The following is a 12,155-nucleotide window of genomic DNA, read 5'->3' as shown; positions in this document are numbered from 1 at the left end:
GTCAGACTCCGCTCAGGACGGGAAGTTCGGCGCCTGCCGGCGCCGCTTCTTCTTCGGGTTCCGGGCCGCGTTTGGCGACCCGCGACATCAGCACCCAGTCGGCGATCGCGAGTACCGCGAACAACAGCGTGAAAGCGATGAAGGAGAACAGGATCTGCCCCGCGGGGATCGACGCGACCGCGTCGGCCGTGGTCAGGTGCCCGCGGATCAGCCACGGCTGACGGCCGAGCTCCCGCACCAGCCAGCCGAAGATGGCCGCGACGAACGGCAGCGGGATGGCCAGCACCATCAGGTACAGCAGTGGCCGCACCTTGGTGATCCAGTTCCGGTACAGCAGCAGCGTGCCGAGGATCGAGGCGAGGAAGGCGATGAAGCCGATCTGGATCATGAACCCCAGCGGGGCGCCGACCATGGCTCCCGGTGACTTGAGCTTGTCGGGATGGTAGAGCCCGAGCGGGCCGAACTGGGCGAAGCCGAAGCCGATCACCATCGTGCTGCCGACCAGCGAAGTCAGCACGCCGATCCGCATCGAACGCCGGAAGAACTTGATCTCCTTGGTGCGCTTGATGAAGTGGTACGCGCTGACGCCGACCACGAAGAAGCCGCCGGTCATGAGCGCCGCGCTCAGCACGTGCGGCAGCGACATCGCGAGCGCCGGGTTGGTGAACAGCGCACCGAAATCGTCGAGTTCCAGCACCCCGTTCTCGGCGTGCGTGCCGACCGGGTTCTGCAGGAACGAGTTGGCCACCATGATGAACAGGGCCGAGGCGTACGCGGTGAGCGTGACCAGCCAGATCAGCGCCAGGTGGACCCATTTGTTCAGCCGTCCCCAGCCGAAGATCCACAGCCCCAGGAAGGTGGATTCGGCGAAGAACGCCACCAGTGTCTCGATGGCCAGCGGTGCGCCGAAGACGTCGCCCGCGACCGCGGACAGACCGGTCCAGGTCAGGCCGAACTGGAATTCCATCACGATTCCGGTGACGATTCCCAGCGCGTAATTGATCACGTAAAGCCTGCCCCAGAAGCGCGTCATCCGCATCAGCTCGGGCTTGCCGCCGAGTGCGGAGCGTGTCTGCATCACCGCGACGAGTGTCACGAGCCCCAGTGTGAGCAGCACGAACAGGAAGTGGAACGAGGTCGTCGTCGCGAACTGGAGTCTCGCGATCGGGAGTGCGTCCATGCCGATGCACTGTATACGTAGGCTGCCTACATGTAGCCATCAAATCTATGAAATCAGGGTGATCTGGGGGACATTCCCTGAGCCGGATCCGGGAAAGACCCGGCTACCCTGGTGGGCGGCGATGTGTAGACTGTCTATCTATGAAGGCCGACAGCCTGCGCGGGCACCTCGACGCGTTGCTTCTCGCCGTCCTCGACGGCCGGAAGCTGCACGGATACGCCATCATCGAGGCGCTCCAGCTCCGCAGCGACGGCGCCCTCGACCTGCCGACGGGCACCGTCTACCCGGCGCTTCGCCGGTTGGAACGCGCCGGCTTCCTCGCCAGCGAGTGGGACGTCGTGTCCGGCCGCAAACGTCGTACGTACAAGCTGACCCGCTCCGGGCAGAAGGCGCTCGCCGCGGAACGGGCGGAGTGGCAGGAGTTCACCACTGTCATAGGTGGTGTCCTCGGGGGGAGCACGGCATGAGCGCGATCGAGGCGTACGTCTCGGAGCTGGACAGACGGTTGAGCGGGTCGGCGGGGGCCAAGGCCGATCTGCTCACCGAAGCCCGGGACGGTCTGCACGACGCGGCCGAGGCCTACCGCGAAGGCGGGATCGACGAGCCGGAAGCCGAACGCCGGGCCGTCGCCGACTTCGGCCCGGCCGAGTTGATCGCCCGCGCCTATCAGGCCGAATTGGCCTTGCGCGGCGACATCGGCACCTTGTGGAAGGTCATCGTCGGCGTACCGCTGTTCCAGCTGAGCTGGGAACTGGCGCGGATCTGGACTTACGGGGACTGGGGAGGGCTGGGGAAGCCCACCCCGGAGTGGTACCTGGCCGTCGTCGATCTTTCCGGGGTGTTCGTCGTGGTGTCGCCCGTCATCGGGGTCGCCGCGCTGCTGGGCACCCGCTGGCTGGGCCGCAGGCTCGACGGCACGCGCCTGGCGAACTTGGCGCGCTGGACCGTCGGCGCCGCGGCCATCGCGAACCTGGTGGCCATGCTCCTGCTCGCGATCGGCACCGCGGTCCTGGACCCGTCCAGGATGAACATGAGCCTGGCGTGCAACGTGCTGTCCGTCGGCTGGGCGGCGTTCAGTTTCTGGCTGCTGCCGCTGGCCCTCCGGTCCTGGCGACCGCGACCCCTGCTCGCGGCATGAGCGCCATCGAGGTCTACCTCGGCGACCTGAAAAGCCGGTTGAGCGGGTCCGCGGCGGCGAAGGCCGATCTGCTGACCGAGGCGAGGGACGGTCTGCACGACGCGGCCGAGGCCTACCGCGCAGGCGGGGTCGAGGAGCCGGAAGCCGAACGCCGGGCCGTCGCCGACTTCGGCCCGGTCGACGTGATCGCCCGCGCCTACCAGGCGGAACTGGGCCTCCGGCGCGACATCCGCGTGCTGTGGGAGCTGATCGTCGGTGTGCCGGTGCTGATGTTCGCCTGGGATTTCGCCAGGGCGCTGAGCTTCGGTGACTGGTCGCGGTTCGGTGACCCGCCGCCGTCCTGGTACCACCGTGTGATCGACGTGGCCGACACCTTGGCGGCACTGGCCCCGGTCGTCGCGGTCGCCGGGGTGATCGCGGCACGACTGCTCTCCCGGCGCGGCGACGGCGGGCCCACCGCCCGGGTGGTTTCGCTGGCGCTGGCCGCGGCAGTGGGGGCGAACCTGCTCGCCGTCACGATGTACGGCGGCGCGACCGGGGTGTTGGAGCCCGCCCGGCTGGTCGTCAGCGTGCCGTGCGTGGTGATGTCCGCGGCGTGGATCCTGTTCAGCTTGCGGCTCACGGTCGCCGCGCGCCGCCACCGGCGGCCGGCAAGGGCGATCGCGGCCTGACCGCGCGGAGTTTCGGGAGAACTACGGCATGAGTGTGATCGAGGCCTACCTCGGTGATCTGCGGGCGCGGCTGGACGGCCCGGCGTCGGCGAAGCGGGATCTGCTGCGTGAGGCCAGGGACGGGCTCACCGATGCCGCCGACGCCTACCGCGAGGGCGGCTGGAGCGAGCACGACGCGCAGCGGCGCGCCGTCGACGACTTCGGCCCGGTGCACCTGATCGCCCGGGACTACCAGGCCGAACTGGGCATGCACAGCGGCACCCGCACGCTCTGGAAACTGATCATCGGCGTGCCGTTGATGCAGATCGCCTGGGACTACGCCCGCAAGTGGACTTTCGGCGACTGGTCGCAGCTCGATACCCCGACACCGGCCTGGTACCAGTACGTCGCCCACTTCACGCACGGCTCGGTCTTCCTCGTGCCCGTGCTCGGCGTCTTCGTGCTCGTCTGCATGCGCTGGCTCTCGCGGCGGATGGACGGGGTCCGGCTGGTCCGGACCGCCGGCGTGCTGATCGGGGAGGCCGTCGGGCTGAACCTGCTTTCGGTGGCCATGCTGGTGTTCGCCACCGGGATCATCGACGCGTCGAGGCTGTTCCTGTCCGTGCCGTGCGGGATCCTGATGATCCTCTGGGTGGTGCTCAGCGTGCGACTCGCGTTGCTGGCGCGACGATCCTGGCGTTCGTGTGCCACGATCGTGACGTGACGACCGCCCTGATCTACCTCGTAGTCATGCTGCTGGTGGCCGCAGTGGTGTTTCTGCTGGCCGCCGTGGTGTTCGGCCGGGGTGAGGAACTGGCCCCGCTGCCGCCCGGCAGCTCGCCGACCAGGCTGCCCGCCGAGGACATCACCGCCGAGGACGTCTACGCCGTCCGCTATCAGCTGGTGCTGCGCGGCTACAAGATGTCCGAAGTGGACTGGGTGATGCGGCGCCTCGGCGTCGAGATCGACGAGCTGCGGTCGCGGGTGGCCGAACTGGAGGCCGAGCGCGAGGGCGCCAGGTGACCGATGTCGTCGTCTCCGTCGACGTCGCGGTGCCGGCCGGGACGGCTTGGCTCGCGCTGACCGACTGGGAACGCCAGGGCGAGTGGATGATCGGCACCGAAGTCAAGGTCGTCGAGGGCAACGGGCGCAGCGTCGGCTCGAAGCTGTCGGCCTTCACCGGCGTCGCCGGGATCGGGTTCACCGACACCATGGAGATCACCGGCTGGGAGCCGCCGCTGCGGTGCGTCGTGCGGCACCTCGGCAAACTCGTGCAGGGCACCGGGGTGTTCCAGGTGATCGAGAAGGGGCCGCATTCGTCGACGTTCGTCTGGGCGGAGCATCTGCGGCCGCCGTTCGGCGTCGTCGGGAGGCTCGGCTGGCCGGTCGCGAAACCGGGGTTCGAGCTGGGACTGCGGCTGTGCCTGCAAAGGTTCGTGAAGTACGCGGAGGGGTACCGGGTTGGCTGAGGCGGGTCTGCTGGGTTCGGACGGCGTCAAGCGGTGTTCGTGGGGCAATTCGGCCCCGGATTACGTGGAGTACCACGACACCGAATGGGGTGTCGTGCTGCACGGCGACGAGGAGTTGTACGAGCGGCTGTGCCTGGAGTCGTTCCAGTCCGGGCTCTCCTGGATCACGATCCTGCGGAAGCGGGAGGCGTTCCGGAAGGCGTTCAAGCGGTTCAAGCCGAAGAAGGTCGCGGCCTTCACCGACGACGACGTCGCCCGGCTCATGGAAGACGCGTCGATCGTGCGGAACCGGGCGAAGATCCTGGCGGCGATCAACAACGCCCGTGCGATCGAGCGACTCGACGGTTCGCTGGACGACCTGCTGTGGTCGTTCGCGCCCGAGTCGCATGTCCGGCCCCGCACGATGGCGGACGTCCCGGCGATCACCGACGAGTCGAAGGCGATGGCGAAGGAACTCAAGAAGCGCGGCTTCGTGTTCCTCGGCCCGACGACGTGCTACGCGCTGATGCAGGCGACCGGGATGGTCGACGACCACGTGAAGGACTGCTTCCGCGCGAAGGGCTAGCTCGCTCGGGTGTGCAGGTCTTCGGCCAGCCGTTGGAGCGTTCGATAGGTGCCGTCGAACTCGATCACGCCACCGTCGCGCAGTTCGACGGTGCATCTCGCGGCGTACCCGAGGGGGACGATGTAGTTGAACCAGTACTCGGTGCTCTTGTAACGCACTGAGCGGACTTCGGCCCACCTGATCGCGTGCGGGACCTTGCGTCCGTAGACCTCCGCGAAACCGCCGGTGAAGACGTAGAGGCCGCCGTCGAGACGTTTCCGCGTCGACACACACCACCACAGGAAAAGCGGTGACCACACGAACAGCACGACGGCCAGCGCTCCGGTCATATCGCCTTCGCGGATGCCGAGGGCCAAAGCGCCCGCGAGTGGCGCGAAGGCGAAGAAGGTGCCGATGACGCCCGGTCTGCGGCGGTAGCGACGAAGGCAGTCGCCGAGGTCGTGTTCCGCGGCTTTCGCCTGGAGGTGGGGCGGCGTCGGGATCACGCCAAGACGCTAGCCGCTGTTGCCCGGTACCTGTCCCGGTAGTGCAATGAAAGGTCCTTTACTCGCAAATTTTGCAAGGAAAGGACCTTTCATTGCACGCCGCGAGGGGGCTACTTGCCCTGGAAGTTCGGCTTGCGCTTGCCCACGAAGGCCTCGACGGCCTCGGTGTGGTCGGCGGTCGCCCCGAGCGCGGTCTGGGCTTCGTCTTCAGCGGCAAGCGCGGTTTCGAGGGACGACTCGGCGGCCACCGAAAGGACGTTCTTGATCTTCGCGTACGCGACCGTCGGACCGGCCGCGAGCTTCGCGGCGACCTTCTGCGCGCGGGCCGCCAGTTCCTCGTCCGGGACGACCTCGCCGACCAGGCCGAGCGTCAGGGCCTCGGCGGAGTCGACCGTGCGCGCCAGCAGCATCAGCTCGGCCGCGCGGCCGAGGCCGATCAGCCGCTGCAGCGTCCACGACGCGCCGGAGTCCGGGCCGAGGCCGACGTTCGCGAACGCCATCAGGAAGTTCGCCGACGTCGCCGCGATCCGGAGGTCGCTCGCGTAGGCGAAGGCGGCGCCCGCGCCGGCGGCCGGGCCGTTCACCGCGGCGATGACCGGCTTCGGCATCCCGATGATCGTCTTGACGATCGGGTTGTAGTGCTCCTTGACCGTGTGTAGCGGCGCCGGGTCACCCGCTTGCAGCAGCCCGACGTGCTCCTTCAAGTCCTGCCCGGCGCAGAAGGCATTGCCCGAACCGGTCAGCACGACCGCGCGGACGCTGTCGTCGGCCGCGGCCTCGGTCAGCCCCGCAAGCAGCAGTTCCTTGAGTTCGACGGTCAGCGAGTTGTACGCCTGCGGCCGGTTCAGCGTGAAGGTGCGCACGCCATCGGCGTCGGCGGTCAGCAGAACGTCGGATGTGGTCACGGGATCTCCTAGTCGGCGAAACTGCGGTCTGATGCGAAGTCTTTCAGCCTCGCGAGCCGCATACCAGCACCGATACGGCGGCAAAAGATCGGTCCGCGTTCGCGCTCGGCCGCTGATGAGGGACAATGGACAGTAGACCCGGCTGGCTTTGACGAGCGCGACCCGGGCGCGCCGGTTGAGACGGAGGGAGCACGCTATGGCGGCCATGAAGCCCCGGACCGGAGATGGTCCCCTCGAAGTGACTAAGGAGGGGCGGGGCCTCGTGATGCGCGTACCACTCGAAGGTGGTGGGCGCCTCGTCGTCGAACTCTCCGCGGAAGAAGCGAAGGATCTCGGCGCGGCCTTGCAGGAGGTCACCGGCTGAGCCGGACCGCACCTACGTACAACCATCCGCACCCCGGTCTCCCTTCGGAGGCCGGGGTCGCGGCTCATCTGCGCCCGGAGGTCGCTCACTGTGCGTAACCCGCTACCCCCCGTTCCGGGGAAGCTGCTCGAACTCGAGGTCTCGGACGACATCCGGCGCGGTACGCCGCTGGCCACGCTGATCGTGGCGCCGTCCGAAGAGGACGGTGACGCCGGACTCGACGAGATCGGCGGCGTGCGGCCCACCGGCAAGGCCGGTGACGTGCAGACCGTGCCGACCGGCGGCGTCCGCTGGCTGGCGGGCGTCGGCGACGGCGAGCCGCGGCACTACCGCAAGGCCGGTGCCGCGCTGGTCCGCGCCGTCACGGCGGCGCTGGACGAAGACGTCGAAGCGGGGAAGAAGGCGTTCCGCACCTTCGCCGTCGAACTGCCCGCAGACGCCGGCGCCGAGCATGTCGAGGAACTGGCGTTCGGGCTGCTTCTCGGCGGCTACCGGTTCACGGTGACGGCCGAGGAACCGAAGCCGGGCCTGCGGACCGTGCGGTTGCTCACCCGCCACGAGCGTGCCGTGCCCGCGTACGACAAGGCGCTGGAGCGGGTCCGCGAACTCGCCGCGGCCGCCGCGTTCGCGCGCGACCTGGCGAACACGCCGTCGAACATCAAGACCCCCGCCTGGCTCGCCGACACCGCCGCCCGTGCGGCGGGCGGCATCGCCGATCTGACCGTGACGGTCCGGGACGAGAAGTGGCTGGGGGCGCAGGGCTTCGGCGGCGTCCTCGCCGTCGGCGGGGGTTCGGCCGCGCCGCCCCGGCTGATCGAGCTGGAGTACCGGCCGCGCGGGGCGGCGACGCATCTGCTGCTGGTCGGCAAGGGCATCACCTTCGACACCGGCGGTCTTTCGATCAAACCGGCCGACGGCATGCACCTGATGCGCACCGACATGGCGGGCGGCGCGGCCATCATCGCCGCGGTCCGCGCGATCGCCGCGCTGCGCCTGCCGGTCAGGGTGACCGGGCTGGTGCCCGCCGCCGAGAACCACGTGTCCGGCTCGTCGTACCGGCCCGGCGACATCGTCCGGCACTACGGCGGCAAGACGACCGAGGTGGGCAACACCGACGCCGAGGGCCGCATGGTCCTGGCCGACGCGCTCGTCTACGGCATCAAGAAGCACAAGCCGGACGCCGTGATCGACGCGGCGACGCTGACCGGTGCCATGAAGGTCTCGCTCGGCGTCCGCACCGGCGGAGTGTTCGCCACCGACGACGCGCTCGCGGAGCGGGTCACGAAGGCGGGCGAGCGGGTCGGCGAGGCGTGGTGGCGGATGCCGCTACTGGAAGACCTTGCCGAGACCGTGCAGGGCTCGCTCGGCGACGTCCGGCAGGCGCCGGGTGGCCCTGGCGGCATCGTCGCGGCGCTGTTCCTGCGGGAGTTCGTCGGCGACGTGCCGTGGGCGCATCTCGACATCGCCGGTCCGGCGCGGGCCGACAAGACCTACGCCGACGTCGTGCCGGGTGCCACCGGATTCGCCGCGCGGACGTTGGTCGAACTGGTCGCCTCCTACGCCTGACCCGCAGGGTCCCGGCAAAGTCGCGGAGCCGCTGGTCAGCGCTGTTCTTGGCGGTCCGGATGTGGCATCGCCGGCGCCTGTGGGGTTCGAGTGTGGAGGATTTGGGACGTTGAACGTCCCAAATCCTCCACACTCGGGGGTGCGCCGGGTTCCGGGGCATGACCCTGCGCCTGACCCGCGGTTCACCTGCGGGGCGGGAGCAAGGGACCTTTGCTATCGCCCCGCAGGTCCACCTTGGGCATGGGCTGGGTCGGCGCGTCACCGGCGTGGGCGGTGAGCCTGCGGGCGAACCTGGTCGTGGGGCCGGTCAGGTACCGGTACACGAGCCAGGCCGTCACGGCGCCGAGGACGAGTCCGGCGAGAACGTCGTGCGGGTAGTGCGCGCCGACGAAGACCCGTGAGAAGCCCATCAACGCCGCACCCGGGAGCACCCACGGCGCGAGTCGCCGCCAGGCGAGTGCCAGCCCGACGGCGGCCGCCGCGGCGATCGTGGAGTGGTTGCTCGGGAAGGACCAGTCGTCGAGCGGCGGGCAGTGGACGAGCGTGACGAGGTTCCGGCACGGCCGGTCCTCCTGGATCACGCTCTTCACCCCTTCGCTGATCAGGTACGCGATCGCGGTCGCGGCGGGCGGCAGCAGCGCCACGGCGAGCCGGACGGGCGAAGTGCGTGCCCTCCACGACATCCAGGCGAAGAGCGCCACGAAGACAAGCAGTCCCGCTTCGGTGAACACGATTCCCGCCGCCTGGAGCCAGCTCGGGCTCTCACCCGCCAACTCCACGATGTCGTCGTACATTCACCCGAAGTTAGCGAAAACATCGCGTGGGCGGGGTGGACGAACGGCAGTGACCGACCCTGACGATCGTCACCGGGGCTGAGCGCGCACCCGTTCCCGGAACCGCAGCACGGCGGGCGGCAGGGCGACATCCTTGCGCCACGCCAGCCCGATGGTCCGCCCGACCGGTGGCACCAGCGGGACTTCGGCGACGCCCGCCGGGCTGCCGGGTTCGAACCGGGGGAGCAGCGCGACCCCGAGCCCGGCCGCGACCAGTCCGCGGACGGTGTCGGACTCCTGCCCCTCGAAGGCGATCTTCGGTTCGAAGCCTGCCGCGGCGCACAGATCGTCGGTGATGGTGCGAAGGCCGTAGCCGGTTTCGAGAAGGACGAACTCCTCGTCCTTGAGGTCTTCGATGGCGGCGCTGGGCCGGTCGGCGAGGCGGTGCGACGTCGGCACGGAGAGGAAGATCTCCTGCTCGGCGAGCACGGCGGTGTCGAGGAGCGGGTCGTCGATGGGGGCGGGCGCGAGCAGGGCGAGGTCGAGTTCGCCGCTGGTCAGCCTGTCGACCATGTCCTGGCGTGAGCCCTGGACCAGCGTAAAGCGCACGTGGGGATGGTCCGCGCGGTAGCCGCGGAGCAGGGTGGGGACCAGCGACCGGCCGAGCAGATGCAGGAAACCGAGGACGATGTGCCCGGATTCGGGGTCGACCTCTTCCCGGGCCTGCCGGACCCCGGCGTCGACGGCGGCGAGGGCGCGCTCGGCGGCGTCGGCCAGCAGTTCGGCGGCGCGGGTGAGCCGGATGCCGCGCCCGTCGGGGACCGTCAGCGGGGCGCCGAGGGCGTCGCCGAGCGCCGAGATCCGGCGGCTCACCGTGGGCTGCGGGACGCCGAGAAGTTCGGCCGCGCGTGTGACGTTCGTCGTGCGGCGCAGTGCGGAGAGGAGTGCGAGCTGCGGAGCTAGCTGGGCGGTCATCCTTTCATTCAGCATGGTATCGATTGTGGCAGATGAGCGTATTAGACGTATCGTTTAGCCAGGCTTAGCTTCGAGGTCGTGCCTGCCACCGGAACCACCCGCCGCGTGACGATCGCCGTCGCCGCGGCCGGGATCTCCTCGTTCGCCCTGCTGTACGCGCCCCAGCCGGTGCTGCCGCAGCTGGCCGAGCAGTACCATCTCGACCCCGGCGGCGCTTCGCTCGCAGTGAGCGTCGCGACCGGCGCGCTCGCGATCGCCGTACTGCCGATCGCGGTGCTCTCCGAGGTCGTGGGACGGCGTCCGGTGATCATCGCCTCGGTGGTCGCCTCGGTCGTGTTCGGTTTCCTGCTGCCGCTGGCGCCCAGTTATCCCGCGCTGCTCGTGCTGCGCGCCCTGCAAGGGGTCGCCATCGCGGGGTTCCCCGGAGTCGCCGCGGCCTACCTCGCCGAACGGCTCGGCAAAGCGGGGGTCGCGGCGGCGGTGGGCGCGATGATCGCCGGGAACACCGTGGGCGGGATGGTCGGCAGGCTGGCGGCGGGGTTCACCGCCGGGCCCTTCGGGTACCACGGCGCGCTGATCGTCGTCGCGGTGATCGGCGCGGTCTGCACGGTGGTCACGGTGCTGGCCCTGCCGCCGGGGGAGCAAGGGAACTTTGCTATCGCTTTCGCCGATCGCCGCAGGTCAGAGGTACTGCGCGAGCAAGGCCGGGCGGTACTGGCGGGGCTCGGGGCGGCTGTCCGCAAGCCGGTGCTGCTGGTCCAGTACGCGGTCGCGTTGCTGGCGATGGGCTCGTTCGTCGCGCTGTACAACGCGGCCGGATTCCGGCTGACCGGGGAGCCGCTGGACCTCTCGCCCGCCGTCGCGTCGCTGGTCTTCCTCGCCTACGCGATGGGCTCGGTCTCGTCGGCGACCGCGGGCAGGCTCGTCGGCCGTTTCGGACGTCGCCGGTCGCTCGCCGGGGCGCTGCTGCTCACGATCGCCGGAGCGGCGCTGACACTGTCGGACGCGCTGCCGCTGGTCATCGCCGGATTCGTGGTGCTGACCGGCGCCTTCTTCGCGGCTCACGCCGTCGCCAACGGCTGGGCGGCCGCGGAGGCGCCCGAGAACGCCCGCGGCCAGGTGGGCGGGCTCTACACGCTGTCGTACTACCTCGGCAGCAGCGTCGGCGGCGCCGTCGGGGCCACCGTGTACGGGAAAGCGGGCTGGACTTGGCTGATCGTCCTCACCGCTTGCTGGCTGGCCCTCGCGGTGGCCGCCGTGGTCTTGGTGGTCCCCAGGTCCGTGAAGGCCTCCTTGAGGGACTCTGGGTCCCTCAAGGAGGCCTTCACGGAACGGGTCTGAGGAGCGGCGATAGCAAAGGTCCCTTGCTACGCGATCGCGGCGACCAGCAGCCCGCCGCCCACCGGCAGCAGGGCCGGGACCAGCCGCTCGTCCTCCCGGAAGGCCCGCGCGACCTCGCGCAGCGCCAGCGTGTCCGGATCGCGGCGTGAGGGATCGGTCACCCTCGCCCCCGAGACGTTGTGGAACGCCAGTATCCCGCCCGGCCGCAGCAGTGCGACGGCCTTCTCGTAGCAACTCGGGTACTCGATCGGCGCCGAATCGACGAACACCAGGTCGTAGCCGCCGGGGGTGAGCCGGGGGAGGACGTCGAGCGCGCGGCCCATGATCAGCCGGGTCCGCCCCGGCGGGTAGCCCGCCTCGCGGAACGCCGCCCTCGCCGCCCGGTGGTACTCGGGTTCGATGTCGATCGAGGTCAGGATCCCGTCGTCGACCATGCCCCTGAGCAGGCACAATCCGCTCACGCCCGCCCCGGTCCCGACCTCGACCACGGCCTTCGCGCGCAGTGTCGTGGCGAGGAAACGCAAGGTCGCGCCGGCGCCCGCGCTCAGCGGACCGCACCCCAGATCGGCCGACCGCGCCCGCGCGGTGGCCAGTACCTCGTCGTCGGGGTGGTACCCGTCGACGATGAGGCCGGCGTCGGCGGTCTCGGCAGGCGAGCCCGCATGCGTCCCGGAATTCACACGCGGAGGTTAGCGCTGCTTATCGACAAAACAGCGAAGACTCCCTGGTACCGACTTCTCAGCC

General features: G+C 69.7%; 16 protein-coding genes. 10 read left to right on the top strand and 6 right to left on the bottom strand.

What is annotated here, in order from left to right; translation table 11 throughout:
• Position 1: 1 nt before the first annotated feature.
• Positions 2-1,180 carry a cytochrome ubiquinol oxidase subunit I gene (locus SD37_RS36010; protein ID WP_044854611.1) on the bottom strand — a complete coding sequence of 393 codons (1,179 nt, stop codon included), beginning with the start codon at positions 1,178-1,180 and terminating at the stop codon, positions 2-4.
• A gap of 140 nt (positions 1,181-1,320) precedes the next feature.
• Between SD37_RS36010 and SD37_RS36005 the strand changes: the two genes are divergently transcribed.
• From SD37_RS36005 to SD37_RS35975, 7 genes are read left to right on the top strand one after another with little or no spacing between them, the layout of a single operon-like run.
• Positions 1,321-1,647 (top strand): helix-turn-helix transcriptional regulator, encoded by a 327-nt coding sequence (locus SD37_RS36005; protein ID WP_005155407.1) that lies wholly within the window; start codon positions 1,321-1,323, stop codon positions 1,645-1,647.
• On the top strand, positions 1,644-2,318 hold the full coding sequence (locus SD37_RS36000) for a permease prefix domain 1-containing protein (protein WP_044854612.1): 675 nt from the start codon (positions 1,644-1,646) through the stop codon (positions 2,316-2,318). Before SD37_RS36005 ends, SD37_RS36000 begins: the two co-directional genes overlap by 4 nt.
• Positions 2,315-2,989: a permease prefix domain 1-containing protein gene (locus tag SD37_RS35995; RefSeq protein ID WP_044854613.1), complete on the top strand. Its 675-nt coding sequence runs from the start codon at positions 2,315-2,317 to the stop codon at positions 2,987-2,989. Before SD37_RS36000 ends, SD37_RS35995 begins: the two co-directional genes overlap by 4 nt.
• A 28-nt stretch (positions 2,990-3,017) precedes the next feature.
• Entirely contained in the window at positions 3,018-3,692 is a 675-nt protein-coding gene (locus tag SD37_RS35990) for a permease prefix domain 1-containing protein (RefSeq protein WP_083255176.1), read from the top strand.
• Entirely contained in the window at positions 3,689-3,991 is a 303-nt protein-coding gene (locus tag SD37_RS35985; RefSeq protein WP_044854614.1) for a DivIVA domain-containing protein, read from the top strand. Before SD37_RS35990 ends, SD37_RS35985 begins: the two co-directional genes overlap by 4 nt.
• Positions 3,988-4,437, top strand: a complete 450-nt coding sequence (locus SD37_RS35980; RefSeq protein WP_044854615.1) for an SRPBCC family protein — start codon at positions 3,988-3,990, stop codon at positions 4,435-4,437. The genes SD37_RS35985 and SD37_RS35980 overlap by 4 nt, the downstream gene beginning before the upstream one ends.
• Entirely contained in the window at positions 4,430-5,002 is a 573-nt protein-coding gene (locus SD37_RS35975) for a DNA-3-methyladenine glycosylase I (protein WP_044854616.1), read from the top strand. Before SD37_RS35980 ends, SD37_RS35975 begins: the two co-directional genes overlap by 8 nt.
• Here SD37_RS35975 and SD37_RS35970 read toward each other — a convergent pair.
• Complete coding sequence (locus SD37_RS35970) at positions 4,999-5,487, bottom strand: hypothetical protein (RefSeq protein ID WP_044854617.1); 489 nt, start codon at positions 5,485-5,487, stop codon at positions 4,999-5,001. The genes SD37_RS35975 and SD37_RS35970 overlap by 4 nt on opposite strands.
• 110 nt (positions 5,488-5,597) lie before the next feature.
• Entirely contained in the window at positions 5,598-6,392 is a 795-nt protein-coding gene (locus SD37_RS35965) for an enoyl-CoA hydratase-related protein (RefSeq protein ID WP_044854618.1), read from the bottom strand.
• A 196-nt stretch (positions 6,393-6,588) separates the two neighbouring features.
• Here SD37_RS35965 and SD37_RS35960 point away from each other — a divergent pair, with 196 nt between their 5' ends.
• The gene (locus SD37_RS35960; protein ID WP_005155393.1) at positions 6,589-6,756 is read left to right on the top strand and encodes a DUF3117 domain-containing protein; all 168 of its coding nucleotides are present in this window, start codon (positions 6,589-6,591) and stop codon (positions 6,754-6,756) included.
• Between the two features lie 90 nt (positions 6,757-6,846).
• Positions 6,847-8,322 carry a leucyl aminopeptidase family protein gene (locus SD37_RS35955; RefSeq protein ID WP_044854619.1) on the top strand — a complete coding sequence of 492 codons (1,476 nt, stop codon included), beginning with the start codon at positions 6,847-6,849 and terminating at the stop codon, positions 8,320-8,322.
• 182 nt (positions 8,323-8,504) lie between these two features.
• On the opposite strand, the gene SD37_RS35950 is transcribed toward SD37_RS35955, so the two are convergent.
• Positions 8,505-9,116 (bottom strand): phosphatase PAP2 family protein, encoded by a 612-nt coding sequence (locus tag SD37_RS35950; protein ID WP_044854620.1) that lies wholly within the window; start codon positions 9,114-9,116, stop codon positions 8,505-8,507.
• A 69-nt stretch (positions 9,117-9,185) separates the two neighbouring features.
• On the bottom strand, positions 9,186-10,070 hold the full coding sequence (locus SD37_RS35945) for a LysR family transcriptional regulator (RefSeq protein WP_418189836.1): 885 nt from the start codon (positions 10,068-10,070) through the stop codon (positions 9,186-9,188).
• Positions 10,071-10,175: 105 nt separating this feature from the next.
• Here SD37_RS35945 and SD37_RS35940 point away from each other — a divergent pair, with 105 nt between their 5' ends.
• A complete protein-coding gene (locus SD37_RS35940) occupies positions 10,176-11,411 on the top strand; it encodes an MFS transporter (protein WP_174567930.1) in 1,236 nt (411 codons plus the stop codon).
• 26 nt (positions 11,412-11,437) lie between these two features.
• On the opposite strand, the gene SD37_RS35935 is transcribed toward SD37_RS35940, so the two are convergent.
• On the bottom strand, positions 11,438-12,091 hold the full coding sequence (locus SD37_RS35935; RefSeq protein ID WP_037316264.1) for an O-methyltransferase: 654 nt from the start codon (positions 12,089-12,091) through the stop codon (positions 11,438-11,440).
• Positions 12,092-12,155 lie beyond the last annotated feature (64 nt).

It is taken from the genome of Amycolatopsis orientalis, assembly GCF_000943515.2.
In the GTDB taxonomy this organism is placed as follows: domain Bacteria; phylum Actinomycetota; class Actinomycetes; order Mycobacteriales; family Pseudonocardiaceae; genus Amycolatopsis; species Amycolatopsis orientalis.
The sequence above is the reverse complement of the archived record's forward strand: the minus strand, read 5'-3'. Positions and strand labels throughout refer to the sequence as shown.